This is a genomic window from Pseudomonas sp. MOIL14HWK12:I1 (genome assembly GCF_000510705.1).
Lineage (GTDB): Bacteria > Pseudomonadota > Gammaproteobacteria > Pseudomonadales > Pseudomonadaceae > Chryseomonas > Chryseomonas oryzihabitans.
In genome coordinates this window covers 1,646,253-1,668,912 of sequence record NZ_KI783307.1, presented here as the reverse complement: position 1 = coordinate 1,668,912, position 22,660 = coordinate 1,646,253, and the positions used below count along the sequence as shown (strand labels likewise).

Annotated in this window: 24 protein-coding genes, 3 tRNA genes and 1 rRNA gene; 13 read left to right on the top strand and 15 right to left on the bottom strand. The window is 64.3% G+C overall.

Translation table 11 applies throughout. The annotated features are described in order from the left end of the window. Nucleotides 1-21 precede the first annotated feature (21 nt). The 7 genes from rrf (at nucleotide 22) to PSEK12I1_RS0117645 (ending at nucleotide 4,420) form a co-directional block, all read left to right on the top strand. Nucleotides 22-137: ribosomal RNA gene (rrf, locus tag PSEK12I1_RS0117675) — 5S ribosomal RNA — on the top strand. 777 nt (nucleotides 138-914) lie between these two features. Then, nucleotides 915-1,559, top strand: coding sequence for a UvrY/SirA/GacA family response regulator transcription factor (uvrY, locus tag PSEK12I1_RS0117670; RefSeq protein WP_027599189.1), 645 nt, complete (start codon nucleotides 915-917; stop codon nucleotides 1,557-1,559). Between the two features lies 1 nt (nucleotide 1,560). Further along, a complete protein-coding gene (gene uvrC, locus PSEK12I1_RS0117665; protein ID WP_027599190.1) occupies nucleotides 1,561-3,387 on the top strand; it encodes an excinuclease ABC subunit UvrC in 1,827 nt (608 codons plus the stop codon). Nucleotides 3,388-3,418: 31 nt separating this feature from the next. Then, the gene (gene pgsA / locus PSEK12I1_RS0117660; protein ID WP_007161859.1) at nucleotides 3,419-3,979 is read left to right on the top strand and encodes a CDP-diacylglycerol--glycerol-3-phosphate 3-phosphatidyltransferase; all 561 of its coding nucleotides are present in this window, start codon (nucleotides 3,419-3,421) and stop codon (nucleotides 3,977-3,979) included. 61 nt (nucleotides 3,980-4,040) lie between these two features. Next, nucleotides 4,041-4,116: transfer RNA gene (locus tag PSEK12I1_RS0117655), tRNA-Gly, on the top strand. A 36-nt stretch (nucleotides 4,117-4,152) separates the two neighbouring features. Next, nucleotides 4,153-4,226, top strand: a tRNA-Cys gene (locus tag PSEK12I1_RS0117650). Nucleotides 4,227-4,333: 107 nt separating this feature from the next. After that, nucleotides 4,334-4,420, top strand: a tRNA-Leu gene (locus PSEK12I1_RS0117645). A gap of 42 nt (nucleotides 4,421-4,462) precedes the next feature. Here the strand turns inward: PSEK12I1_RS0117645 and PSEK12I1_RS0117640 are convergent. The 6 genes from PSEK12I1_RS0117640 to sseA all read right to left on the bottom strand — a co-directional run bounded on the left by PSEK12I1_RS0117640 (nucleotide 4,463) and on the right by sseA (nucleotide 9,167). Then, nucleotides 4,463-4,723 (bottom strand): hypothetical protein, encoded by a 261-nt coding sequence (locus PSEK12I1_RS0117640; protein WP_007161858.1) that lies wholly within the window; start codon nucleotides 4,721-4,723, stop codon nucleotides 4,463-4,465. A gap of 126 nt (nucleotides 4,724-4,849) precedes the next feature. Then, nucleotides 4,850-5,077, bottom strand: a complete 228-nt coding sequence (locus PSEK12I1_RS0117635; RefSeq protein ID WP_007161857.1) for a TIGR02450 family Trp-rich protein — start codon at nucleotides 5,075-5,077, stop codon at nucleotides 4,850-4,852. After that, nucleotides 5,074-5,739, bottom strand: a complete 666-nt coding sequence (locus tag PSEK12I1_RS0117630) for a gamma-glutamylcyclotransferase (protein WP_007161856.1) — start codon at nucleotides 5,737-5,739, stop codon at nucleotides 5,074-5,076. Before PSEK12I1_RS0117630 ends, PSEK12I1_RS0117635 begins: the two co-directional genes overlap by 4 nt. 212 nt (nucleotides 5,740-5,951) lie before the next feature. Continuing rightward, nucleotides 5,952-7,511: an alkyl hydroperoxide reductase subunit F gene (gene ahpF / locus PSEK12I1_RS0117625; protein ID WP_027599204.1), complete on the bottom strand. Its 1,560-nt coding sequence runs from the start codon at nucleotides 7,509-7,511 to the stop codon at nucleotides 5,952-5,954. A gap of 83 nt (nucleotides 7,512-7,594) precedes the next feature. Then, nucleotides 7,595-8,158, bottom strand: a complete 564-nt coding sequence (gene ahpC / locus PSEK12I1_RS0117620) for an alkyl hydroperoxide reductase subunit C (RefSeq protein WP_027602434.1) — start codon at nucleotides 8,156-8,158, stop codon at nucleotides 7,595-7,597. Between the two features lie 157 nt (nucleotides 8,159-8,315). Further along, the gene (gene sseA, locus PSEK12I1_RS0117615) at nucleotides 8,316-9,167 is read right to left on the bottom strand and encodes a 3-mercaptopyruvate sulfurtransferase (RefSeq protein WP_027602433.1); all 852 of its coding nucleotides are present in this window, start codon (nucleotides 9,165-9,167) and stop codon (nucleotides 8,316-8,318) included. Between the two features lie 116 nt (nucleotides 9,168-9,283). Here sseA and epsC point away from each other — a divergent pair, with 116 nt between their 5' ends. Continuing rightward, nucleotides 9,284-10,228, top strand: coding sequence for a serine O-acetyltransferase EpsC (gene epsC / locus PSEK12I1_RS0117610; protein ID WP_007161852.1), 945 nt, complete (start codon nucleotides 9,284-9,286; stop codon nucleotides 10,226-10,228). On the opposite strand, the gene tcyN is transcribed toward epsC, so the two are convergent. The 6 genes from tcyN to PSEK12I1_RS0117580 all read right to left on the bottom strand — a co-directional run bounded on the left by tcyN (nucleotide 10,219) and on the right by PSEK12I1_RS0117580 (nucleotide 15,583). After that, nucleotides 10,219-10,983, bottom strand: a complete 765-nt coding sequence (tcyN, locus tag PSEK12I1_RS0117605; protein ID WP_027602432.1) for an L-cystine ABC transporter ATP-binding protein TcyN — start codon at nucleotides 10,981-10,983, stop codon at nucleotides 10,219-10,221. The genes epsC and tcyN overlap by 10 nt on opposite strands. Then, nucleotides 10,980-11,654 carry a cystine ABC transporter permease gene (gene tcyL, locus PSEK12I1_RS0117600; RefSeq protein ID WP_027599207.1) on the bottom strand — a complete coding sequence of 225 codons (675 nt, stop codon included), beginning with the start codon at nucleotides 11,652-11,654 and terminating at the stop codon, nucleotides 10,980-10,982. Before tcyL ends, tcyN begins: the two co-directional genes overlap by 4 nt. Further along, nucleotides 11,651-12,448: a cystine ABC transporter substrate-binding protein gene (gene tcyJ / locus PSEK12I1_RS0117595; RefSeq protein WP_037007059.1), complete on the bottom strand. Its 798-nt coding sequence runs from the start codon at nucleotides 12,446-12,448 to the stop codon at nucleotides 11,651-11,653. The genes tcyL and tcyJ overlap by 4 nt, the downstream gene beginning before the upstream one ends. A 112-nt stretch (nucleotides 12,449-12,560) precedes the next feature. After that, entirely contained in the window at nucleotides 12,561-13,553 is a 993-nt protein-coding gene (locus PSEK12I1_RS0117590; RefSeq protein WP_027602430.1) for a D-cysteine desulfhydrase, read from the bottom strand. 69 nt (nucleotides 13,554-13,622) lie between these two features. Then, entirely contained in the window at nucleotides 13,623-14,276 is a 654-nt protein-coding gene (locus PSEK12I1_RS0117585) for a 7-cyano-7-deazaguanine/7-aminomethyl-7-deazaguanine transporter (RefSeq protein ID WP_027602429.1), read from the bottom strand. A gap of 167 nt (nucleotides 14,277-14,443) precedes the next feature. After that, nucleotides 14,444-15,583 carry a glutathione-independent formaldehyde dehydrogenase gene (locus tag PSEK12I1_RS0117580; protein ID WP_027602428.1) on the bottom strand — a complete coding sequence of 380 codons (1,140 nt, stop codon included), beginning with the start codon at nucleotides 15,581-15,583 and terminating at the stop codon, nucleotides 14,444-14,446. 203 nt (nucleotides 15,584-15,786) lie between these two features. Between PSEK12I1_RS0117580 and PSEK12I1_RS0117575 the strand changes: the two genes are divergently transcribed. The 3 genes from PSEK12I1_RS0117575 (at nucleotide 15,787) to PSEK12I1_RS0117565 (ending at nucleotide 18,059) form a co-directional block, all read left to right on the top strand. Continuing rightward, nucleotides 15,787-16,824 (top strand): NADP(H)-dependent aldo-keto reductase, encoded by a 1,038-nt coding sequence (locus tag PSEK12I1_RS0117575; protein ID WP_027602427.1) that lies wholly within the window; start codon nucleotides 15,787-15,789, stop codon nucleotides 16,822-16,824. A gap of 177 nt (nucleotides 16,825-17,001) precedes the next feature. Beyond that, nucleotides 17,002-17,706 carry a gamma-glutamyl-gamma-aminobutyrate hydrolase family protein gene (locus PSEK12I1_RS0117570; protein WP_027602426.1) on the top strand — a complete coding sequence of 235 codons (705 nt, stop codon included), beginning with the start codon at nucleotides 17,002-17,004 and terminating at the stop codon, nucleotides 17,704-17,706. Then, complete coding sequence (locus PSEK12I1_RS0117565) at nucleotides 17,703-18,059, top strand: antibiotic biosynthesis monooxygenase (protein WP_027602425.1); 357 nt, start codon at nucleotides 17,703-17,705, stop codon at nucleotides 18,057-18,059. The genes PSEK12I1_RS0117570 and PSEK12I1_RS0117565 overlap by 4 nt, the downstream gene beginning before the upstream one ends. Here PSEK12I1_RS0117565 and PSEK12I1_RS0117560 read toward each other — a convergent pair. Together PSEK12I1_RS0117560 and PSEK12I1_RS0117555 are read right to left on the bottom strand one after the other, a co-directional pair. Continuing rightward, nucleotides 18,025-18,399 (bottom strand): hypothetical protein, encoded by a 375-nt coding sequence (locus PSEK12I1_RS0117560; RefSeq protein WP_027602424.1) that lies wholly within the window; start codon nucleotides 18,397-18,399, stop codon nucleotides 18,025-18,027. The genes PSEK12I1_RS0117565 and PSEK12I1_RS0117560 overlap by 35 nt on opposite strands. 150 nt (nucleotides 18,400-18,549) lie before the next feature. Continuing rightward, nucleotides 18,550-19,032, bottom strand: a complete 483-nt coding sequence (locus PSEK12I1_RS0117555) for a hypothetical protein (RefSeq protein ID WP_231501019.1) — start codon at nucleotides 19,030-19,032, stop codon at nucleotides 18,550-18,552. 239 nt (nucleotides 19,033-19,271) lie between these two features. On the opposite strand from PSEK12I1_RS0117555, the gene galU reads away from it, so the two are divergent. Both galU and gorA read left to right on the top strand, forming a co-directional pair. Then, nucleotides 19,272-20,102 carry a UTP--glucose-1-phosphate uridylyltransferase GalU gene (gene galU / locus PSEK12I1_RS0117550; RefSeq protein ID WP_007161840.1) on the top strand — a complete coding sequence of 277 codons (831 nt, stop codon included), beginning with the start codon at nucleotides 19,272-19,274 and terminating at the stop codon, nucleotides 20,100-20,102. 125 nt (nucleotides 20,103-20,227) lie between these two features. Beyond that, nucleotides 20,228-21,601, top strand: coding sequence for a glutathione-disulfide reductase (gene gorA / locus PSEK12I1_RS0117545; protein ID WP_027602422.1), 1,374 nt, complete (start codon nucleotides 20,228-20,230; stop codon nucleotides 21,599-21,601). Nucleotides 21,602-21,625: 24 nt separating this feature from the next. On the opposite strand, the gene PSEK12I1_RS0117540 is transcribed toward gorA, so the two are convergent. Continuing rightward, nucleotides 21,626-22,636 carry a bile acid:sodium symporter family protein gene (locus PSEK12I1_RS0117540; protein WP_027602421.1) on the bottom strand — a complete coding sequence of 337 codons (1,011 nt, stop codon included), beginning with the start codon at nucleotides 22,634-22,636 and terminating at the stop codon, nucleotides 21,626-21,628. Nucleotides 22,637-22,660: the final 24 nt, after the last annotated feature.

The window sequence follows — 22,660 nt, the reverse complement described above, 5'->3', positions numbered from 1 at the left end:
CCTGGCCAGCCAACCGAATTGCTTGACGAACATAGAGCATTGGAACCACCTGATCCCTTCCCGAACTCAGAAGTGAAACGATGCATCGCCGATGGTAGTGTGGGGCTTCCCCATGTGAGAGTAGGTCATCGTCAAGCGCCTAACACCCAGCACCCCCGCTCAGTTCACTCTGGCGGGGGTGTTGTCTTTGGGGCGGGAAAAGTTTGGCCAGGCCTCAGGGCGCCTAGGCGCTGGGGGCAGAAAATTGGCCAGCGAAGGCCTGGGGCTGCGGAGTTGAGGTTGCCCTCACCCTAGCCCTCTCCCGGGGGGAGAGGGGACCAGGAGCGGAGTGGTAAAGAGTTTGGAGTAGGGCTTGCTAGACGGGCGCTGCTGGCATTCTGCAAAGAGCACAAGAGCCACAACAGCCCGGCTGCGCCATGGCGGTCCGCCGATGCGGCCGCTCCTGCTAGAAGGCATGCCGTAGGAGCGGCCCATGGCCGCGATCAACTGGATGCTGGGCTTCGCTGCGCTCAACCCAACCTACCGCAGCGTTACGCGAGCAAGAAAAAGCCCGGCATGTGCCGGGCTTTTTGGGTTCAGGGTTTGCGGGCTATCAGGGTGGCGCGCAGGGGAGCGGGGAGGCCTTCGACGATCAGGCCTGGATCTTGCGGATTGAGCCAACACCTCGGCGAACCATTGGTAACCTGCCCGGGAATGATTCCGATCTGCTTCATATCTCCAGCTCTTTTCGGTATACAATGCCCAATGGCCTAAGGCCGGCAGGCAAGGGGTGCGAAGCGTCGTACCCCTTTTTTCTTTGCATGACCAATCAAATTTATAGCGTAGCCTAGGATCCTATTCCTTAACGGGTAGGGCCAGCGGATAGTTGTTTAGGTGACGCAAGCGATGAAAGCGCAAGCGAAGGGGATTCGATTTTGATCAAGGTGCTAGTTGTCGACGATCATGATCTTGTTCGTACCGGCATCGTACGGATGTTGGCGGATGTGGCAGGAATCCAGGTCGTCGGCCAGGCAGACAGTGGCGAAAATGCACTGATGCTGGCCCGTGAGCTCGAGCCGGATGTAGTCCTGATGGACGTCCGGATGCCCGGTATCGGTGGGCTGGAAGCTACCCGCAAGCTCCTGCGCAGCCGACCCGACCTGAAGGTGGTGGTCGTCACGGCCTGCGAGGAAGATCCTTTTCCGACGCGTCTGCTCCAGGCGGGTGCTGCAGGGTATCTGACCAAGGGTGCCGACATCGAAGAGATGATCACCGCCATCAAGCAGGCCTTCGCCGGTCGGCGTTACATCAGTGCGCAGATCGCCCAGCAGCTGGCCTTGAAACCCTTTCAGTCCAAGGCCGAAGCGTCGCCCTTCGATCAGCTGTCCGAGCGAGAGATTCAGATCGCGCTGATGATCGCAGGTTGCCAGAAAGTCCAGGTCATTTCCGACAAGCTCTGTTTGTCGCCGAAGACCGTCAACACCTATCGCTATCGGATCTTCGAGAAATTATCGATTACCAGCGATGTCGAACTAGCCATGTTGGCTGTTCGCCACGGCATGGTAGATGCAACGAGTTGATATGAGTCAATCTTTCGATGCTGCAGCCTTTCTATCCGGTTGCAGTGGACGTCCGGGTGTATATCGGATGTTCGATGAGGGCGGCAAGCTCCTCTATGTTGGTAAGGCCAAGAATCTCAAGAACCGACTTTCCAGCTATTTCAGAAAGACCGGCTTGGCACCCAAGACGGCTTCCATGGTGTCCAAGATCGCTCAGATCGAGACCACCATCACCGGCAACGAGACCGAAGCGCTCCTGCTGGAACAGAATCTCATCAAGCAGTGGCGCCCGCCCTACAACATCCTGTTGAGGGATGATAAGTCCTACCCCTATGTCTATCTCTCAACTGAGGATCAGTATCCGCGACTGACCATTCACCGTGGAGAGAAGAGAGGGAAGGGGCGCTACTTCGGTCCTTATCCCAGCGCCGGTGCCATCCGCGAAAGTCTCAATCTGCTGCAGAAAGCCTTTCAGGTACGGCAATGCGATGACAACTACTTTCGCAATCGTACGCGGCCCTGCCTGCAGTATCAGATCAAGAGATGCAAGGGCCCCTGCGTGGCGCTCGTCAGCGAGCAGGAATATGGCGAGGACGTCCGTCATTCGGCCATGTTTCTAGAAGGGCGTAGCAATGCCCTGGCGGAAGAGCTGCAAGCCAAGATGGAAAGCGCCTCGGTCAATCTGCAGTTCGAGCGGGCAGCGGAGTTGCGTGATCAGGTGGCCCTGGTGCGACGCGTTCAGGATCAGCAGAGCATCGAGGGAGGCACCGGTGATGTCGATGTCATCGCCGCGCTCGTCAATCCGGGCGGTGCCTGTGTGCACCTGGTCAGCGTACGCGGCGGGCGAGTGCTGGGCAGCAAGAATTTCTTCCCGGAGGTAGGGATCGAGGAGGATTCCAGCGAAGTGCTGGCCGCCTTCCTGGAGCAGTACTACCTCGCCTACCTGGAGCGGGATCTGCCGGACGAGATCATCGTGAATTCCGTCCACGAGGACTTCGCTACCCTGATCGATGCCTTTGCCGAGGTTCACAAGCGGCAGCTGGTCATCGCTCATCGCGTCCGGGGGACCCGAGCCCGCTGGCAGCAGTTGGCGGTAACCAATGCGGAGCAGGCGCTGAATACCCGACTGGCCAATCGGCAGCACATGGGGGTGCGTTTCGATGCCCTGGTGCAGGCGCTGGATCTGCCGGAACCGCCTCAGCGGCTGGAGTGTTTCGATATCAGTCATTCCAGTGGCGAGGCGACCGTGGCGTCCTGCGTGGTCTTCGGGCCGGAAGGACCGCTCAAGTCGGATTATCGTCGTTACAACATCGAGGGTGTAACCGCAGGCGATGACTATGCCGCCATGCATCAGGCGTTGACCCGCCGCTTCAGCCGGCTCAAGGCGGGCGAGGGCAAGCTGCCTGACATCCTCCTGGTGGATGGAGGCAAGGGCCAGCTGGCCATGGCGCGTGAGGTGCTCAGGGAGTTGGCGGTGCCGGATCTGGTCCTGCTGGGCGTCGCCAAGGGCGTCACCCGCAAGCCGGGTCTCGAAGTCCTCTATCTGGACGATCCGTCCAACGAATTCACCCTGCCGGCTCATTCGCCCGCGCTGCATCTCATTCAGCAGATTCGCGACGAGGCGCACCGATTCGCCATCACCGGACACCGCGCACGCCGCGGCAAGGCGCGCCGGACGTCTTCGCTGGAGGAGGTTGCCGGAATCGGGCCCAAGCGGCGGCAGGAGCTTCTCAAGCACTTTGGCGGACTCCGTGAGCTGCAGCGTGCGAGTATCGAAGAGATCGCCAAAGCGCCAAGCATTAGCAAAAAGCTGGCCGAGCAGATTTATGCGGCCTTGCACAGCGAGTAGAATCGCCTCACGTTCACCAACAGCCGCGCCAATGAATATTCCAAATCTGCTTACCGTACTGCGCGTCTTCCTCATTCCGCTCTTTGTCATCCTGTTCTATCTGCCAGTCCACTGGAGTTACTGGACCGCCAGCACCATCTTCGCCATCGCCTGTGCAACCGACTGGCTGGATGGTTATCTGGCTCGGCGCCTGGGGCAGAGCACGCCCTTCGGTGCCTTCCTGGATCCGGTAGCGGACAAGCTCATCGTCGCCGTGGCCCTGGTGTTGCTAGTGCAGGAGCATGCCAATGCCTGGCTGACACTGCCTGCCGTCATCATCGTCGGTCGCGAGATCGTGGTATCGGCGCTGCGGGAGTGGATGGCCGAGTTGGGCGCCCGGGCCCAGGTCGCAGTATCCAATCTGGGCAAGTGGAAGACGGCGGCGCAGATGCTGGCGCTGGTCATCCTGTTGGCCAACCCGCCGCAGATGACCTTCTGGGTCATCAGTGGTTATGCGTTGCTCATCGTCGCAGCAGCCCTGACCCTGTGGTCCATGTGCACCTATCTGATGGCGGCGTGGCCGCATCTGATGAGCGCCGAGAAAAAGAAATAAGTTTTTTGAATCAATGGCTTGACATGAAGGGTGGCTCAGATAGAATGGCGCCCGTCACCAAGCGGGAATAGCTCAGTTGGTAGAGCACGACCTTGCCAAGGTCGGGGTCGCGAGTTCGAGTCTCGTTTCCCGCTCCATGTTTTACATGAGTGTCGCAAGACATTCAGGTTTGAGGCCGGGTGGCAGAGTGGTCATGCAGCGGATTGCAAATCCGTGTACGCCGGTTCGATTCCGACCTCGGCCTCCACTATTGAGAGCCCCGTAGATCCCAGGTCTACGGGGCTTTTCATCATCCAGGGACGTATGAATACTGGATCAGGTTTTACGAATCCGCTTGTCTGAGGGTTCGGTTCTGCCCGAGTGGTGAAACTGGTAGACACAAGGGACTTAAAATCCCTCGACTTAACCGTCGTGCCGGTTCGATTCCGGCCTCGGGCACCATCCAAATGAAAAGGCCACTCCTGTTCGAGTGGCCTTTTTCGTTCAGGAGGGAATCGTCCAGTAGGGCGTTTCATCCGCGTCTCGCTCGATACGTGAGCGGCTGTCGAGGATGAAGGCTTCGAGCATGGCCGCGTCGAGCAATTCGGTGCGGGCGATAGGGCGATTCAGTACCGACTGACCGCTGCGGGAAAAGACCTCGACATCGTAGGCGCGCTGATCACGCGTCGAGATCACGCAGCGCAACGGCTCGAATCCGCCTTTGAGGGTGTTGAAGGCGCTGGCGAGTTCGACATAGAGGGTCATCCGGAAAAGCTTCCTGTTCAAAGGTGGCACTGTGACAGCATTGGCTGCTACAGGGTTTCACCTTTGCAGAAAAGTGCCGTCATATCGCGATGCTAGTCGCAAAATCCCGGCCCTGCTTTCGGAGTTTCATTGCCAGCCTTGCAGCCAGCATTCTGCATCCTGCAACTCGTGCCAGTCCAGCGTCCAGGTACGGCGAGTGAGAACGGCTTGCAGATCTATCTGCGAGATGGGGTCGGTCTCGACTTCCGGGGTATGGACCCGGGTGACGATGAAGTGCTTTTGCCGTTCGCGTGGCTGGACGGCCGTCCATTTGCTGAGCAGCAGCTTGTGGGGGTTGATCTGACGTTGCTTCATCCCTGCATGGCCTCCAGCAGGGGTGCGCTGCGATAGCGCTGCAGCAGGGCTTCCAGGTTGCGATCGGGCATGGCGTGGGCCCTGAGCGCCGTGATGGTGCGCTCGACGTATTCCAGGGTGGTGCCGAAATGGCCGCAGGCCTCGGTCAGGACGCGATTGAGGATATCATCGGGCAGGCTGCCGGCGTAGCAGGGCAGATTGCGCTTCAGCACGAAGCCGAGCGCCTGCACCTTGCTGCCGTCTTCCAGGTGGCATTGCAGCCAGCGGGGGCGGTAGGACCCATCCGGCATCTCGCGCTTCCAGAGGGCCAGCAGGTGATCGTCCAGTTGGTCATCCGGCAGCTGGTAGGCGAAGCCCGAGCAGGAGCCGCCGCGATCCAGGCCCAGTACCAGGCCGGGTTGCTCGGGGGTGCCGCGATGCAGCTGGGACCAGAGATAGAGACCGCGGTGATAGCCGTGCACCCGCGCCCGGCGCACGGCGACGGCGGGGCACTCGGGGCGCCAGATCAGCGAGCCGTAGGCGAACAGCCAGACCGGGCCGGGTTGGCGTTGAGCCAGGGTGGCTTCCAGGGAGGCCACCAGCTCGGGAGGGGTGAGCGGCGTGGCGGGCGCGAGCTTGGGGGGATAGGAGTCGTGGATGCTGGAAGAAATCTGTCTGTGCATATGCCGCTGGTCCTCTACCGCTGGAGCTGCCAGGTTCAGGAACCCGGCCCTAAGATCCTAACGAAAGTCCGGGAGGAACTCCTAGACCGTTCGTGCCCATCTTTATGACGCCTGGTTAGGTCACAGCGAGAAACATGCCAAGGTGGACGCAGAAAACGGCAGACGAAAAAAAGCCCGGCAGATGCCGGGCGGGAAAGGGGGCGTGAGATCGATCAGGCGCTGGTGCGGATCAGGTGATCGAAGGCGGCCAGGGAGGCCTTGGCACCTTCGCCAAGGGCGATGACGATCTGCTTGTAGGGCACGGTGGTGACGTCGCCCGCGGCGAAGACGCCGGGCAGGGAGGTCTGGCAGCGGGCGTCAACTTCGATCTCGCCGCGCGGCGACAGCTCGACGGTACCCTTGAGCCAGTCGGTGTTGGGCACCAGTCCGATCTGCACGAAGACGCCTTCCAGGTCGAGGTGGTGGAACTCGCTGGAGTTGCGATCCTTGTAGACCAGGCCGTTGACCTTCTGGCCGTCGCCCTTGACTTCGCTGGTGAGGGCGCTGGTGATGACGGTCACGTTGGGCAGGCTGAACAGCTTGCGCTGCAGCACGGCGTCGGCACGCAGCTGGCCGTCGTACTCGATCAGGGTGACCTGGGCGACGATGCCGGCGAGGTCGATGGCCGCCTCGACACCCGAGTTGCCGCCACCAATCACGGCGACGCGCTTGCCCTTGAACAGGGGGCCATCGCAGTGCGGGCAGTAGGCCACGCCGCGGTTGCGGTATTCCCGCTCACCGGGGACGTTCATCTCGCGCCAGCGAGCGCCGGTGGCCAGGATCAGCGTCTTGGCCTTGAGCGAGCCGCCATCGGTGAAGCGGACTTCGTGCAGGCCGCCGGCTTCGTGGGCCGGAATCAGCTGCTCGGCGCGCTGCAGGTTCATGATGTCGACTTCGTACTGCTTGACGTGCTCTTCCAGCGCCATGGCCAGCTTCGGCCCTTCGGTCTCCTTGATGGAGATGAAGTTCTCGATGGCCAGGGTGTCCAGTACCTGGCCGCCGAAACGCTCGGCGGCGACGCCGGTACGGATGCCCTTGCGTGCGGCATAGACGGCAGCGGCAGCGCCAGCCGGGCCACCCCCGATGACCAGGACGTCGAAGGCGTCCTTGGCATTGAGCTTGTCGGCTGAGCGAGCGGCGGCGCCGGTGTCGAGCTTGGCGACGATCTCTTCCAGACCCATGCGGCCTTGGCCGAAGGGTTCGCCGTTCAGGTAGACGCTAGGCACGGCCATGATCTGGCGGCGCTCGACCTCGTCCTGGAACAGGGCGCCGTCGACGGCGACGTGCTTGACCCGGGGATTGAGCACGGCCATGAGGTTCAGGGCCTGCACCACGTCCGGGCAGTTCTGGCAGGAGAGGGAGAAGTAGGTTTCGAACTGGTAGTCGCCGTCGAGCGCCTTGACCTGCTCGATGACGTCCTGGCTGGCCTTGGACGGATGACCGCCCACCTGCAGCAGGGCCAGTACCAGGGAGGTGAATTCGTGGCCCATGGGCAGACCGGCGAAGCGCAGGTCGATGTTCTGACCGGGGGTCAGCAGGGCGAAGGAGGGGCGACGGGCATCGGTGCCGTCGGTGCTGAGGCTGACCTGATCGGACAGGCTGGCGATATCCTGCAGCAGGCTGTGCATTTCACGGGACTTCGCGCCATCGTCGAGGGACGCGACGATCTCGATGGGGCGCGTGACGCGTTCGAGGTAGGTCTTGAGCTGGGCTTTCAGATTGGCGTCCAACATGGCGACGTGGCTTCCGTAAAAAATGGGCAAAAAAAGAGCGCGCGGGCAAGGCGCCCGGGCGCTCGGGCTAGATCAGGCGGGTGTTAGATCTTGCCGACCAGGTCCAGCGAGGGGGTCAGGGTCGCTTCGCCTTCTTTCCACTTGGCGGGGCAGACTTCGCCCGGGTGGCTGGCGACGTACTGGGCGGCGCGGACCTTGCGCAGCAGTTCGCTGGCGTCACGGCCGATGCCGTTGTCGTGGATTTCGCACAGCTTGATCTGGCCTTCCGGGTTGATCAGGAAGGTGCCGCGCAGGGCCAGGCCTTCTTCTTCGATCAGCACTTCGAAGTTGCGTGCCAGGCGAGCGGTGGGATCGCCTACCAGCGGGTAGTTGACCTTCTTGATGGCTTCCGAGGTGTCGTGCCAGGCCTTGTGCGCGAAGTGGGTGTCGCAGGACACGCCGTAGATCTCCACGCCCAGCTTCTGGAACTCGGGGTACAGGTCAGCAAGGTCTTCCAGCTCGGTGGGGCACACGAAGGTGAAGTCGGCCGGGTAGAACACGATGGCGGACCACTTGCCCTTCAGATCGGCCTCGGTCACCTGGACGAATTTGCCGTTGTGGTAGGCGGTCGCGGTGAAAGGCTTCACTTCGGTGTTGATCAGGGACATTGATGACTCCTTGATGGGTTTAAGTCAGGGTTGAAATCGATAGGACGCATACTAATCGCATTTTGACGATTCACCTCATTGTTAAAGGCGATGTCGGCGATTGGGCGTCTCTATCGGATACTACAGGTATTTAATAAAATCAGCGGCTTAGCTCGGCTCAGGCCGGGCCCAGCGCCTTGGTCGTGGCCGGATGCTGACCCCATTCGCTCCAGGAGCCGTCGTAGAGTCGACCATCCGGCAGGCCGGCGACGCTCAAGGCGAGCAGCAGGACCGCGGCGGTGACGCCACTGCCGCAACTGGTGATCACCGGATGCAGGCTGTCGATGCCCAGGGCCTGGAAGCGCTGGCGCAACTCCTGGGGTGGCAGCAGGGTGCCGTCTTCGTTCAGCAGGCTGTCGTAGGGCAGATTCTGGCTGCCGGGCATATGCCCGGAGGCGACGCCCGGGCGCGGCTCCGCTACCTCGCCGGTGAAGCGCTTGGCGCCACGCGCGTCGAGCACCTGGGTCTGGCCCACGCTGAGCGCGGTCTGCACATCGCCGAGGCCGCAGAGCAGGCGATTGTTGAAGATGACGGGGTAGGGCGGCTGCGGGTTGGGCAGGTTTTCACCGGTCTCCAGCGGCAGGCCCTGTTCACGCCAGAGCGGCAGGCCGCCGTCGAGCACCATCACCTGGTCATGGCCGAACAGGCGGAACAGCCACCAGGCCCGGGCGGCGGAGAACAGGCCCTTCTGGTCGTAGACGACCAGGGTGGTCTCCGGGGTGACGCCCAATTCGCCAGCCAGGCGGGCGAAGCGTCCCGCGCTGGGGACCATGTGCGGCAGCGCGGTGTCCGGATCGGAGAAGTGTTCGATATCGAAGCGCAGGGCGCCGGGGATGTGCTGCTGCCGATAGGTCTCGTCGGCGATCTGGGGTTCGTTGGGCAGGTAGAGACTGGCATCGAGGATCAGCAGATCCGGACGGCCGAGTTGCTCCTGCAGCCAGGCAGCGGTGACCAGCGGGGAGGCGATCATGGGTGGCGCTCCTTGATGGGCAAAGGACGACAGCTTACCGCGCCCGGCGCGACGTGGGCTGTCAGGGATCGGCGGATACTTTATCCTCGTCAGCCTGGTAACTGGATAGATGACTTATGAGCGAACTTAACGGGCAATCCACGGGCGGCAACGACTGGCAACTCGGACGTATCGTCGGGGAACTGCATGAGGCGCGCAGCCAATGGCGCGAGACCCATGGGCGTTTCCGCGAGTTCAGCGGCCGCGAGCTGCCGTCGCGCAGCGTCATGGCCAGCGTGATCGAATCCCTCAGCGGTGCGCTCTTTCCGCTACGCCTGGGGCCGGATCAGCTGCGCCAGGAAAGCGAGGACTTCTATGTCGGTTTCGAACTGGAGCGGGCGCTCAATGCCCTGGTGATCCAGGCGAAGCTGGAACTGGACTATTTCGCCAAGCAGCGTGGCGAGAACGGCGTCAATCGCGCCGACGAGGCCCGTCGGCTGGTGCAGGCCTTCGCCCTGGCCCTGCCGGATCTGCGGCGCCTGCTGGACACCGACGTGATCGCCGCCTACCAGGGCGATCCCGCCGCGCGCAGCGTGGACGAGGTGCTGCTCTGCTACCCGGGCATCTACGCCATGATCCATCACCGCATCGCCCATCACTTCTATCGCAGTGGCCTGCCGTTGCTGGCGCGGATGGTCAGCGAGCGGGCGCACTCGGCGACCGGGATCGACATCCACCCGGGTGCCCAGATCGGCGAGGGCTTCTTCATCGACCATGGCACCGGTGTGGTGATCGGCGAGACCTGCATCATCGGCGACCGGGTACGCATCTATCAGGCAGTGACCCTGGGCGCCAAGCGCTTCCCGGCCGATGCCGAGGGCAACCTCAAGAAGGGCCACCCGCGCCATCCGATCGTCGAGGACGACGTGGTGATCTATGCCGGGGCGACCATCCTCGGGCGCATCACCATCGGCCAGGGCTCGACCATCGGCGGCAACGTCTGGCTGACCCATGGCGTGCCGGCCAACAGCAACGTCAGCCAGGCCAGCCTGCAGGGGTGTGCCGGTCTGGCTCAGGAGTAGTCGGCGGCACTGTCACGGACGAACTTGGCCAGGAAGCGCCGGGTGCGTTCTTCACGCGGCCGATTGAACAACTCGGCCGCCGGACCCTGTTCGACGATGCGGCCGCCGTCCATGAACAGCACGCGATGGGCGACGTCGCGCGCGAAGGCCATCTCGTGGGTGACGATGACCAGGGTACGACCCTCCTGGGCCAGCCCGCGAATGGTCTCCAGCACCTCGCCGACCCGCTCGGGATCCAGCGCCGAGGTGGGTTCGTCGAAGAGGATGGCCTGGGGACGCATGGCCAGTGCTCGGGCGATGGCGACCCGCTGCTGCTGGCCCCCCGACAGCTGCCCGGGATAGCTATCGGCCTTGTCGGCCAAGCCGACCTTGGCTAGCCATTCACGGCCCTGGGCGATGGCCGAATCGCGCGCCTCGCCCTGGACGATGATGGGGCCCTCGATCACGTTCTCCAGCGCGGTGCGATGGGGAAACAGATTGAAGTTCTGGAAGACGAAGCCCATGCGCTGGCGCAGCTGGCGGATGGCGTGCTGCTGGCCCTTGAGCGGTCGGCTGGCGTCGATGCGCAGGTCGCCCAGGCGGATGCTGCCGGCCTCCGGGGTCTCCAGCAGATTGAGGCAGCGCAGCAGGGTGGTCTTGCCCGAACCGCTGGGGCCGATGATGGCGACCACCTCGCCCTGAGCCACCTCGAGGTCGATGGACTGCAGCACTGTCTGCTGCCGGAAGGACTTGGACAGCCCCTGCACCTCGATCATGACTGACCTCGTTCGTTGATGTGGCGCCCGTAGTGCCGTTCGAGGCGGTTCTGCAGGGTGGACAGCAGGCTGGCCAGGACCCAGTAGAGCAGCGCCGCGGCCAGGTAGAGGCTGAAGATCTCGAAGGTGCGGGCGGTGATCAGCTGGGCCTGGCGGAACAGCTCCGGCACCTGGATGGTGGCCGCCAGCGAGGTGTCCTTGACCAGCGAGATGAAGCTGTTGCCCAGTGGCGGCAGGGCGATGCGCAGCGCCTGGGGCAGGATGGCGCGCCTCAGGGTCTGCAGCGGCGTCATGCCGATGCTGGCGGCGGCTTCCCACTGACCGCGGTCGATGGCGCCGATGGCCGAGCGGATGATCTCCGCGGTGTAGGCGGCCATGTTCAGCGAAAAGCCGATCAGGGCGGCCGGCAGCGGATCGAGCTGCAGGCCCAGTTCGGGCAGGCCGTAGTAGATGACGAACAGCTGCACCAGCAGCGGCGTACCCCGGAAGAACGAGATGTACAGCCGCGCCAGGCTACGCAGCGGCAGGCTCGGCGAGCGGCGCAGCAGGGCCAGGCCGAAGCCCAGCAGCAGGCCGAAGAACATGCCGCCGAGGCTCAGGACCACGGTCCAGATCGCGCCCTTCAGCAGGAAGGGCAGCGAATCGAGCAGGAGCTGTAGCGTGTCGCTCATTGGGTGACGTCGGCCTTGAACCACTTCTCGGAGATCTTGGCCAGGGTGCCATCGGCGCGCAGCTTGGCGATGGCCTGGTCGACCGCGGCATGGAATTGCGGATCACCCTTGCGTTCGGCGATGCCCGACTCCTGGCGACTGAAGGGCTCACCGGCCAGGGCCAGCTTGTCCTTGGTCTTGGACAGCAGTTCCAGGGCGGCCAGGCGGTCGACGAGGATGGCGTCGATGCGGCCGACGCGCAGATCCTGGTACTTGGTGGGATCGTCTTCGTAGGTGCGCACGTCCGCCATGGGTACGTTCTGGCGCAGCCATTGCTCGTAGTTGGTGCCCAGGCCGACGCCGACCTTCTTGCCGGCGAGGTCGGCGGCGGTCTTGATGCTGTCGACGTCGTCCTTGCGCACCAGGGCCTGGATGCCGGAGACGGTGTAGGGGGTGGAGAAATCGTATTTCTTCTTGCGCTCGTCGCTGATGGTGACCTGGTTGATCACCACGTCCAGACGCCGGGATTCCAGGGCGGCGAGCAGGCCATCCCATTTGCCGGGCTGGATCTTGGCGTCGACACCCAGTTCCTTGGCCAGGGCCTTGGCGAAGTCCACTTCGAAGCCGGTCAGCTGGCCCTGTTCGTTCTGGAAGCTGAAGGGCGGATAGGTGCCCTCCAGGCCGACGATCAGTTCGCCGCGCTGCTTGACGGTCTGCAGGAGGTCTTCGGCCTGGGCGGTGGCCTGGTGGGCCAGGCCCAGGGCGAGCAACAGGGCGGCGCTACGGAGCAGACGCTGGGGGAGGGGTTTGCGCATGGCAGAGATCCTTGTGGTTATGAGGGTGCGCCACTATGAGGGTGTCTGTTCTGACATCCCAAGTCCGAAAACTGCTGACGTTATGCCATCGTCCTGTGGCTTGGCTAGCCGATCACGCCAACCAGTCGCCATAGGCGAAGATGCCCGGGGCGCCGCCGGTGTGCAGGAATATTAGGGGGCCGGGTGGGAGGTCCCCGCTGGCGACCATATCCAGCAGGCCCGCCATGGCCTTGCCGGTATAGACCGGATCCAGCACCAGGCCTTCGAGCCGGCCGAGGCGGCGGATGGCGGCCAGGGTGCCGGGATTGGGCTCGCCATAGCGCGGGCCGAAGTAGCCGTCACGCAGGAGCGGAGGATTCTCGGGTAGAGCGACGCCCAGCAACTCGGCCAGCTGCTGCCGCAGCAGGGCGACCCTGGGCAGCTGCTCGGCCTGGGTGCGGGAAACGGTGACGCCGATCACCGGCAGCTCTGGCCGCAGATGATGAAGGGCCAGGTCCAGCCCGGCCTGGGTGCCGGCACTGCCGGAGGCGAGGATGACGGCTGCGGGTTGCAACTGTAGCTCCTGCAGCTGAGCGTCGAGTTCCAGGGCCGCACGGACGTAGCCGAGGGCGCCCAGGGCGCTGGAGCCGCCAATGGGGATCACCCAGGGCTTGCGCCCTTGCTGGCGCAGGCGCTCGGCTTCGGCTTCCAGCTGGCGCAACGGATCATCGAGCGCCGCGACGGCTCTGATCTCGGCGCCGAAGAGTTCGAGCAGGAGGCGGTTGCCGCCGTGCAGGTAGCCGGGGTCCGCGGTGGCGATGGGATTTTCCAGCAGGGCGACGCAGGCCAGGCCCTGTTGCGCGGCGACGGCGGCGGTCTGGCGCACATGGTTGGACTGGATGGCGCCGGCGGTCACCAGGGTGTCGGCGCCGGCGGCCAGCGCCGCGGCGACCAGGTATTCCAGCTTGCGCACCTTGTTGCCGCCCAGGGCCAGGCTGGTGGTGTCGTCGCGCTTGCAGTAGACCGCGCGGCCCAGCTCCGCCGACAGCCGCGGCAGGACCTCCAGCGGGGTCATCGAGGGTTGCAGCGTCAGGCGCGGAAAGCGGGCGAGGGCGGTGGCGAGCATGGCGGAACCCAAGGCAATTGAAGGGGGCATCACTCTAGGGCCAAGCCGCGCCTGGCAGCAATCCTGCCCTCAGGCGAGGTCCGGACGCCGCGCCCAGGCCTGAGGCACCAGCGAACGCAGCAGCACGCCATAGAGCGGGACGAAGAGCAGCAGGCTGACCGTCAGCTTGACGCCGTAGTCGACCAGGGCGATCTCCGGCCAGTGACTGGCCATGAAGGGGTTGTCGCTGCGCCAGAAGGCGATGGAAAAGAAGGCCAGGGTGTCGAGAGCGTTGCCGAACAGGGTCGAGACCGCGGGCGCCAGCCACCAGTGGCGCGAGCGCCGCAGGCGGTCGAACACCTGGATGTCGAGCAGTTGGCCGAGCACATAGGCACAGAAGCTGGCGAGGGAGATGCGCAGCACGAAGACGTTGACCGCGGCCAGCGCCGCCCAGCCCTGGAAACTGCCGTCCTGGAACAGCACCGAGACCCCATAGGAAACCACCAGGGCAGGAATCATCACCCGGGCGATCACCTGGCGGGCGGGCGCCTTGCCCATCAGCCGCACGGTGAGGTCGGTGGCGAGAAAGATGAAGGGAAAGCTGAAGGCGCCCCAGGTGGTGTGCCAGCCGAACAGCTGCAGCGGCAACTGCACCAGGTAGTTGCTGGCGATGATGATGAGGATATGGAAGGCGACGAGCGCGGCGACCGCCGTGCGGCGCGCGAAAGCGATACGTTCGAGCATGAGAGGGCCTTTTTGAAAGTGCCTGGGGTGAGGGAACCCAGGCCCCGGAATTCGGGGCGGCGCCATCCTAGCCCAAACAGGGCGCCTATCACCAGTGATTGGCTGCAGGCGGCGCCCGGCGGGTGGGAGCGGCTCTTCCTGAGCGCTCCCTGGGAAGGTGAACAGCCTCAAGCGGCCGGCTTGAGTACCACCTTGGTCCAGCCATCATCCCGCGCATCGAAATGGCGATAGGCGTCCGGCGCCTCGGCCAGGCTCAGGCGATGGGAGATGATCTGCGAGGGTCGCGCCTTGCCTGCATGGATCAACCGCGCCAGCTCACGGTTGTAATTCTTGACGTTGGCCTGGCCGGTGCGGATCTGCTGGCCCTTGAACCAGAAGTTGCCGAAGTCGAAGGCCATCTTGCCTTGCTTGGCCAGGTCGTTCCGGCCACCCGGGTCCTGGGGCACGAACACCCCGACCACCCCGATACCACCGGTGGCGCGGGTCGACGCCACCAGGTTGTTCATGGTGAGGTGATTGGCTTCGTGCCCGTGGTGATCGCAGCACTGGTAGCCGACGCACTCGCAGCCGCGATCGGTCCCGCGCCCATGGGTGAGGTTGAGCAGTTGCTCCACGGCATCGCCTTCCTTGGCGTGGATGGCCTTGGCGCCGAGCTTTTCCGCCAGTGCCAGGCGATCCGGCTGGTCGTCGACCACATAGACCTCGGAGGCGCCACGGATCATGGCGGAATGGGCAGCCATGAGGCCGACCGGGCCCGCGCCATAGATGGCGATGGATTCGCCCGGGCGCAGACCGGCCAGCTCGGTGGCATGCCAGCCGGTGGGAAAGATGTCGGACAGCATCACGTAGTCGTCTTCGCGTTCCGCGGCATCTTCGGGCAGTACCAGGCAGTTGAAGTCGGCGTAGGGCACCCGCAGCAACTCCGCCTGGCCACCCTGATAGGGGCCCATGTCGGCGAAGCCGTAGGCCGCACCGGCGACGCCCGGGTTGGCGGTGAGGCAGAAACCGGTCAGTCCGCGCTCGCAGTTCTCGCAGAATCCGCAGCCGATGTTGAAGGGCAGGCAGACCCGGTCGCCAACCTTGATGCGATCGACGCCGAGACCGACCTCGACCACCTCGCCGAGATTCTCGTGGCCGAAGACCCGGCCACTTTCGAAGCTGGTGCGGCCCTCGTACATGTGCAGGTCGGAACCGCAGATGTTGGTGGTGGTGATCCTGACGAGGACGTCGGTGGGTTTTTCGATGCGGGCATCGGCTACGTTCTTGACCGCGACGTCGCGTGGGCCCTGGTAAACCACAGCTTTCATGATGTGCACTCCGGAGTGTCGCGTCGGTCCTCTACGGGCACCCGCTTGGGTAGATGGGCGTCTTCCCTAGCAGCGAGCAGCCTGGGCTGTCGCCTCAAGGGGAGGGCATCGGCAAGCGGACGATAGTTCAAATCGTCAGACGAGTTGGGCTGCGCTTGGGAGTCCTGCTAACGTTGCGGTTTCAACCGCGAAAGAGGCTTGCCATGCACTATCGATCCTTGGGCCGAACCGAGCTGAAGGTGAGCGCCATTTCCCTGGGTACCATGACCTGGGGCGAGCAGAACACCGAGGCAGAAGCCTTCGAGCAGATCCGGGTCGCCAAGGCGGCCGGCGTCAACCTGCTGGATACCGCCGAGATGTACCCGGTGCCGCCGCGCGCCGAGACCTACACCCGCACCGAGACCATCCTCGGCAACTATTTCCGCCAGCACGGCGACCGCGCCGACTGGGTGCTGGCCAGCAAGGCGGCCGGTCCTGGCCGCGACATGGACTACATCCGCGACGGTGGCCTGGCCTTTACCAAGACCAATCTCACCGCCGCGTTGGAGGCCAGTCTCAAGCGACTCAACACCGACTACCTGGATCTCTACCAGCTGCACTGGCCGGATCGGCGGACCAATTACTTCGGTCAGCTGGGCTATGTGCACAACGATGCCGACTTCACGCCCATCGAGGAGACCCTGGAGGCCCTCGACGGTCTGGTGAAGGCAGGCAAGGTCCGCCATGTCGGCCTGTCCAACGAAACGCCCTGGGGCGTGCAGCGCTTCCTGCATCTGAGCGAGACGCGCGGCTGGCCGCGGGTGGTGTCGATCCAGAATCCCTATAACCTGCTCAACCGCAGCTTCGAAGTGGGCCTGGCCGAGCAGGCCATCCGCGAGCAGGTGGGGCTGCTGGCCTATTCGCCGCTGGCCTTCGGTGTGCTCGCGGGCAAGTACCTGAACGGCGCCCGTCCGGAAGGGGCGCGACTGACCCTGTTCGAACGCTTCCAGCGCTACAGCAATCCGCAGACGCAACGGGCTGCCCAGGCCTATGTCGAACTGGCCCGGGAGCGCGGTCTGGATCCGGCGCAGATGGCCCTGGCCTTCGTCACCAGTCGGCCCTTCGTCACCAGCAACATCATCGGCGCCACCTCGCTCGCCCAGCTGGAAAGCAATCTGGCGAGCAGCGAGCTGGTGCTGGACCAGGAAACCCTGGCCGCCATCGAAGCCATCCACGTCGACCAGCCCAACCCGGCACCCTGATCGTCTGGTATCCGGCGCCCGGTACAGCTGCTGTACCGGGCGTTTCCTTGCGCCTGGCGAAAGGCGGCCGTGACCGACAGGGCAGGGACGCAAGGGCTGCTGTCCGCAACGCCTATTAAAACCGCGGCCCCAAGGGCCTAGAGTCGGTCGGACCTTCCACGCCTGCAGGTGTCCGTCATGACGTCGTACGAAATCGTGCTCCTGGGAGACCAGGATCCTTCCATCGTGGCCCACCAGGCCATCCCCCAGGCCCTGGCGCTGACCGCCACGGCGCTGGGTGTCACGCTGCAAACACGCTGGCTGCCGACGGTCGAGGCCGATGGCGTCCTTGCCAACTGCGACGGCCTCTGGTGCGTACCCGGGAGTCCCTATCGCCATCGTGAAGGGGTGCTGGCGACTCTGCGCACGGCGCGCGAACAGCGGATTCCCTTTCTCGGGACCTGTGGCGGGCTGCAGTACGCGTTGCTGGAGTACGTCCAGTCCGTGCTGGGCTGGACGGACGCCGCCCACGGTGAAGACGATCCGTCGGCCAGCCGCGCGGTGCTCACGCCCCTGAGCTGCGCCCGCATCGAGGTGCAGGATCAACTCCGACTGCTGCCAGGGTCGCGCCTGGCGGAGGCGGCCGGCGCCAAACGGGTCGAGGCCACCTATCGCTGTCGCTTCGGGGTAAATCCCGCCTATCTGCCGGCTTTGCTCGACGCCGGCTGGCGCGTACTCGCCTGGGATGAAGAAGGACTACCCGCTGCCTTCGAACTGACAACCCATCCCTGTTATTTCGGCACCCTCTATCAGCCGGAGCGCGAGGCGCTGGCCGGCCGGGTCCCCGCGGTGGTGCGCGCCTGGCTGGAGGCGATGATCGCCGCTCGGAGCGTGCTGCCATGAAGCGGCCGGAATTGCCCGAGGACTGTGTGGTGATCGCCTTCGTCTCGCAACGCGCCGACGACGATCCCGACTATGAGGCCATGGCGGCGCGCATGGTGGAGCTGGCGCAGGCGCAGCCAGGCTTTCTGGGCATGGAATCGGTGCGGGGCACCGATGGCCTCGGCATTACCCTGTCCTACTGGACCGATGAGGCCGCCGTCGCGGCCTGGGGCGCCCATCCGGAACATCGGCAGGCGCAGCGGCTGGGTCAGGCGCGCTGGTATCGCTGGCATGACACCCGGGTTATGCGCCTGCTGTCGAGCCGCGCCGGTCCTGGCGTCACTCCAGGCGGATCGCGCCCAGGGCCGGAGTGACACGGATCCAGCCGATACGACTCTCTTCGCCGATCAGCATGACCTTCTTCCAGGGGCGAAAGGGGGCGCTGTCCAGAACCAGGATGCAATCGCCCGGTTTGAGCATGGCGATCAGCTGGCGGTTGGCGACCACGCTGCGCTCCGGCATGGCGGGATACTGCATCAGCGGAATCTGGCCGCCGCGAATCTGCCAGGTCTCGCCGCTGGCGGCGTTGATGAAGGTCGGCAGCCGCGTCAGCAGGATGGCCAGCGCGAAGAACCCGATCAGCAGCAGGACGAGCCGCTGCGTCACGGTCCGGACGGCAACGATATCGGGTGACAGCTTGCCAAGCGAGGACATGGAGATGGCTCTGGGCGGCGGACGGTAGAGGCTCGATGCTACCGTCATGCGGCCAGTTGACATCATTCACATCCAGGAAAGGTCAACGGCTGCTCATTCGCCAGCGCCAGACTGTGAACGGCCGCAAAGCGGCCGCCTAGAGAGGCGGGTTCAGGGCGCCAGCTGGCGGGTGACTTCCACGGCCTTGTCGAAGGACGGATAGCCACTCTTGGCCACCGCGAGCTCTCCGTAGGCGCTCTTGTAGGTCTGCGCCTGGATCGGGTCGGCCTCGGGCACCAGGAAGGGATCGGTATACATCCGATAGAGCAGGGCATAGGCCAGCGGATAGCGATGATCGGCGGAGGCGTTTAGCAATTCCAGGACGTCATCGGTCTGCGGGCCCTGCTTGATGGCGATCACCGCGCGATAGAACTCCACTTCGCCATCGGCGCTGGTTCCGCCATTGCGCAGCAGCAGGGCATCCGCGAGCTTGAGCTGTTCTTCGCTGCCACCCAGGACCAGCAGCTTGGCCTGCAAGAGATCGTTCTGGCGCAGCAGGGTGGTCTGTTCCGCGCTGAGCGGCCGCGTGTCCGCCGCCTCGTGATGACCGCCCAGGGAGCAGCCGGCGAGGGAAACACACAGCAACGGGAGCATCCATTTCTTCATGTCGAGATCTATCCGCGGAGTCGTGACGCTGGTTCCAAACTTTGGACGATAGCAGTTCTTTGCGGCTTTGCGCAGAACCGGAAGGCAATCCTGGAGTCGTATCCGCACGTCCACAGAGCGCCCATGCCTGGCTATTTCCAGCGTCGCGCGCTTCGGGCATTGTATGCGACAAGCGGCTGGATAGACCGCCGTTCGTTTTGCCTTCACGTACAGATCAAAGGACTCCCATGATCACCAAATGTCTGTTTCCGGCAGCCGGCTATGGCACTCGTTTTCTCCCTGCGACCAAAGCCATGCCCAAGGAAATGCTGCCCATTGTGAACAAGCCGCTGGTGCAGTACGCCGTGGAGGAAGCTCTGGAGGCGGGCCTGCATCAGATCGGGATCGTTACCGGTCGTGGCAAGCGCTCGCTGGAAGACCACTTCGACATCAGCTATGAGCTGGAAAGCCAGATCAAGAACACCGACAAGGAAAAGTACCTGGTCGGCATTCGCAAGCTGATCGACAACTGCACCTTCTCCTACACCCGTCAGGTGGAGATGAAGGGCCTGGGCCACGCCATCCTGACCGGCCGCCCGCTGATCGGTGACGAGCCCTTCGCCGTGGTCCTGGCGGACGACCTCTGCCTGAACCTGGAAGGCGACAGCGTCCTCAAGCAGATGGTCAAGCTGTACAACCAGTTCCGCTGCTCCATCGTGGCCATCCAGGAAGTCCCGGCCAACGAGACCAACAAGTATGGCGTGATCGCTGGCGAGATGATCCGCGACGACATCTACCGCGTGAACAACATGGTCGAGAAGCCGAAGCCGGAAGACGCTCCTTCCAATCTGGCGATCATCGGCCGCTACATCCTGACCCCGGACATCTTCGACCTGATCGAGCAGACCGAGCCGGGCAAGGGTGGCGAGATCCAGATCACCGACGCCCTGATGAAGCAGGCGCAGGACGGTTGCGTTCTGGCCTACAAATTCAAGGGTCAGCGTTTCGACTGCGGCAGCGCGGAAGGCTTCGTCGAAGCCACCAACTTCTGCTTCGAGAACCTGTACAAGGCCCTCTAAGCCTGACGTGCAGTCGACAAGGCCACCTGCGGGTGGCCTTGTCGTTTCTGACGATTGGCCCCGGCGACCGTAGCCGGTGGCGGCTTGCGTTATGCTGACGCCAGCAGAAGCCAAGAGAGAGCTCCATGACGACCTATGATTTCGACCTCTTCGTGATCGGCGCTGGTTCGGGCGGGGTACGGGCCGCGCGCTTCGCGGCCGACTTCGGTGCCCGGGTGGCGGTGGCGGAAAGCCGTTACCTCGGCGGGACCTGTGTGAACGTGGGCTGCATGCCCAAGAAATACTTCATCTACGGCGCCTCCTTTCGCGATGAATTCCGCCAGGCCCGTGGCTATGGCTGGGATGCCGAGGTTCCGGCCTTCGACTGGAACACCCTGGTCGCCAGCAAAGACCACGAGATCCGCCGGCTGAACGGCATCTATCGGGCCTTGCTGGTCAACAGCGGGGTGACCTTGCTGGAAGCCCATGCCCGCATCCTCGATCCCCACACCGTCGAGGTGGAAGGCCAGCGCTATCGCTGCGAGCGCATCCTCATCGCCACCGGGGGCTGGCCGGACGTGCCGGACTTCCCCGGCCGCGAGCATGCCATCACCTCCAACGAGGCCTTCTACCTGCCGGAGCTGCCCAAGCGGGTGGTGGTGGTGGGGGGCGGCTACATCGCCGTGGAATTCGCCTCGATCTTCCAGGGGCTCAGCGCCAGGACGACCCTGCTGTATCGCCGGGAGCTGTTTCTGCGCGGTTTCGACCGGGGCGTACGCGAGCACCTGCGCGACGAGATGCAGAAGCGCGGCCATGACCTGCAATTCAATGCCGATGTGGCGCGGATCGACAAGGCCGCCGATGGCAGCCTGCAGGTGACGCTGAAGGACGGTCGGGTGCTGGACGCCGATTGCGTCTTCTATGCCACCGGCCGCCGACCGATGCTGGACGACCTGGGCCTGGAAAACACCGGTGTCGCCCTGGACGACCGGGGCTTCATCAAGGTCGGCGAGACCTTCCAGACCGCGGAGCCTTCGATCTACGCCATCGGCGACGTCATCGGCCGGGTGCAGCTGACCCCGGTGGCCCTGGCCGAGGGCATGACCCTGGCGCGCCATCTGTTCGATCCCGACAGCTATCGCCCGCTGAACTACGACCTGATCGCCAGCGCGGTCTTCAGCCTGCCCAATCTGGCGAGCATCGGCCTGAGCGAAGAAGAGGCGCGTGAGCGTGGCCATCGGCTGAAGATCTTCCAGAGCAGCTTCCGGCCGACCAAGCTCAGCCTGACCGATGTCCAGGAGCGCACCCTGATGAAGCTGGTGGTGGATGCCGACAGCGACCAGGTGCTGGGCTGCCACATGGTGGGCCCCGATGCCGGCGAGCAGGTCCAGTGCCTGGCCATCGCCCTCAAGGCGGGCGCGACCAAGGCCTGCTTCGACGATACGCTGGGCATCCATCCCACCGCCGCGGAAGAGTGGGTCACCATGCGCAAGCCAGTTCGCGAGGACGAGGCGCGCTAGACGGGCGCCTCGCCACCGCGGGGATCACTTCGCCACGGGGGCCGCCGCCACGGGCGCGGCCTCCGTCGTCTCGCGCCTGGCGTAGCGCTGCGCCAGCACCGCGCAGACCATCAGCTGGATCTGGTGGAACAGCATGATCGGCAGCAGCACCGGACCCATGGTGCTGCCGGCAAACAGCACCTTGGCCATGGGCACCCCCGTGGCCAGGCTCTTCTTGGAGCCGCAGAAGACCACGGTGATCTCGTCTTCCTTGCTCATGCCCAGCAGCCGGGCGCTGTAGCGCGTGGCGAGCAGGACCAGGGTCAGCAGGGTGGCGCAGATGAACACCAGGCCCACCAGCGACAGGATCGGCGTCTCGCGCCACAGGCCTTCGATGACCGCGGCGCTGAAGGCGGTGTAGACCACCAGCAGGATGGACCCCTGGTCGACGAACTTGAGCTTGCCCTTGTGGCGATCCACCCAGTGGCCGATCACCGGACGCAGCAGCTGGCCGGCGACGAAGGGCAGCAGCAGCTGGACGCAGATCTTGACGATGGCATCCAGAGTGCTCTGGCCGTCCGAGCCGCCGTGGGCGTCGAGCAGCAGCCGGACCAGCAGTGGAGTGAGGAAGATACCGAGCAGGCTGGACAGGGACGCACTGCAGACCGCGGCCGAGACATTGCCGCGGGCCATGGAGACGAAGGCGATGGACGACTGCACCGTGGCCGGCAGGGCGCACATGAACAGCACGCCGAGATAGAGCTCCGGCGTCACCAGCGGGGCCAGCAGCGGCTGCAGCGCCCAGCCCAGCAGCGGAAAGCTGACGAAGGTGAAGGCGAACACCAGGAGGTGCAGGCGCCAATGGGTGATGCCGGCCACCAGTGCCTGGCGCGACAGCTTGGCGCCGTGCAGGAAGAACAGCAGGCCGATGGCGATGTTGGTGACCACGTTGGCAATCTGGGCGGCAAGGCCCTGGCAGGGCAGCACGCTGGCCAGGATCACCGTGGCGACCAGCAGCAGCGTGAAATTGTCGGGCATCAGGCGGGGACGAGCCATGGTCTCTCTCGGGTTGTCTGCGGA

What these genes read in the sequence shown, in the direction of transcription:
- ahpC (WP_027602434.1), bottom strand. Translation starts at nt 8,158, where the DNA reads ATGTCCCTGATCAACACCGAAGTGAAGCCTTTCACCGCGACCGCCTAC.
- ahpF (WP_027599204.1), bottom strand. Translation starts at nt 7,511, where the DNA reads ATGTTGGACGCCAATCTGAAAGCCCAGCTCAAGACCTACCTCGAACGC.
- PSEK12I1_RS0117555 (WP_231501019.1), bottom strand. Translation starts at nt 19,032, where the DNA reads ATGCTCCCGTTGCTGTGTGTTTCCCTCGCCGGCTGCTCCCTGGGCGGT.
- tcyN (WP_027602432.1), bottom strand. Translation starts at nt 10,983, where the DNA reads ATGATCGAGGTGCAGGGGCTGTCCAAGTCCTTCCGGCAGCAGACAGTG.
- galU (WP_007161840.1), top strand. Translation starts at nt 19,272, where the DNA reads ATGATCACCAAATGTCTGTTTCCGGCAGCCGGCTATGGCACTCGTTTT.
- tcyJ (WP_037007059.1), bottom strand. Translation starts at nt 12,448, where the DNA reads ATGCGCAAACCCCTCCCCCAGCGTCTGCTCCGTAGCGCCGCCCTGTTG.
- gorA (WP_027602422.1), top strand. Translation starts at nt 20,228, where the DNA reads ATGACGACCTATGATTTCGACCTCTTCGTGATCGGCGCTGGTTCGGGC.
- PSEK12I1_RS0117635 (WP_007161857.1), bottom strand. Translation starts at nt 5,077, where the DNA reads ATGAAGCAACGTCAGATCAACCCCCACAAGCTGCTGCTCAGCAAATGG.
- PSEK12I1_RS0117570 (WP_027602426.1), top strand. Translation starts at nt 17,002, where the DNA reads ATGACGTCGTACGAAATCGTGCTCCTGGGAGACCAGGATCCTTCCATC.
- epsC (WP_007161852.1), top strand. Translation starts at nt 9,284, where the DNA reads ATGAGCGAACTTAACGGGCAATCCACGGGCGGCAACGACTGGCAACTC.
- uvrC (WP_027599190.1), top strand. Translation starts at nt 1,561, where the DNA reads ATGAGTCAATCTTTCGATGCTGCAGCCTTTCTATCCGGTTGCAGTGGA.
- PSEK12I1_RS0117580 (WP_027602428.1), bottom strand. Translation starts at nt 15,583, where the DNA reads ATGAAAGCTGTGGTTTACCAGGGCCCACGCGACGTCGCGGTCAAGAAC.
- PSEK12I1_RS0117560 (WP_027602424.1), bottom strand. Translation starts at nt 18,399, where the DNA reads ATGTCCTCGCTTGGCAAGCTGTCACCCGATATCGTTGCCGTCCGGACC.
- PSEK12I1_RS0117630 (WP_007161856.1), bottom strand. Translation starts at nt 5,739, where the DNA reads ATGCACAGACAGATTTCTTCCAGCATCCACGACTCCTATCCCCCCAAG.
- PSEK12I1_RS0117585 (WP_027602429.1), bottom strand. Translation starts at nt 14,276, where the DNA reads ATGCTCGAACGTATCGCTTTCGCGCGCCGCACGGCGGTCGCCGCGCTC.
- PSEK12I1_RS0117575 (WP_027602427.1), top strand. Translation starts at nt 15,787, where the DNA reads ATGCACTATCGATCCTTGGGCCGAACCGAGCTGAAGGTGAGCGCCATT.
- PSEK12I1_RS0117590 (WP_027602430.1), bottom strand. Translation starts at nt 13,553, where the DNA reads ATGCTCGCCACCGCCCTCGCCCGCTTTCCGCGCCTGACGCTGCAACCC.
- pgsA (WP_007161859.1), top strand. Translation starts at nt 3,419, where the DNA reads ATGAATATTCCAAATCTGCTTACCGTACTGCGCGTCTTCCTCATTCCG.
- PSEK12I1_RS0117640 (WP_007161858.1), bottom strand. Translation starts at nt 4,723, where the DNA reads ATGACCCTCTATGTCGAACTCGCCAGCGCCTTCAACACCCTCAAAGGC.
- PSEK12I1_RS0117565 (WP_027602425.1), top strand. Translation starts at nt 17,703, where the DNA reads ATGAAGCGGCCGGAATTGCCCGAGGACTGTGTGGTGATCGCCTTCGTC.
- sseA (WP_027602433.1), bottom strand. Translation starts at nt 9,167, where the DNA reads ATGATCGCCTCCCCGCTGGTCACCGCTGCCTGGCTGCAGGAGCAACTC.
- PSEK12I1_RS0117540 (WP_027602421.1), bottom strand. Translation starts at nt 22,636, where the DNA reads ATGGCTCGTCCCCGCCTGATGCCCGACAATTTCACGCTGCTGCTGGTC.
- tcyL (WP_027599207.1), bottom strand. Translation starts at nt 11,654, where the DNA reads ATGAGCGACACGCTACAGCTCCTGCTCGATTCGCTGCCCTTCCTGCTG.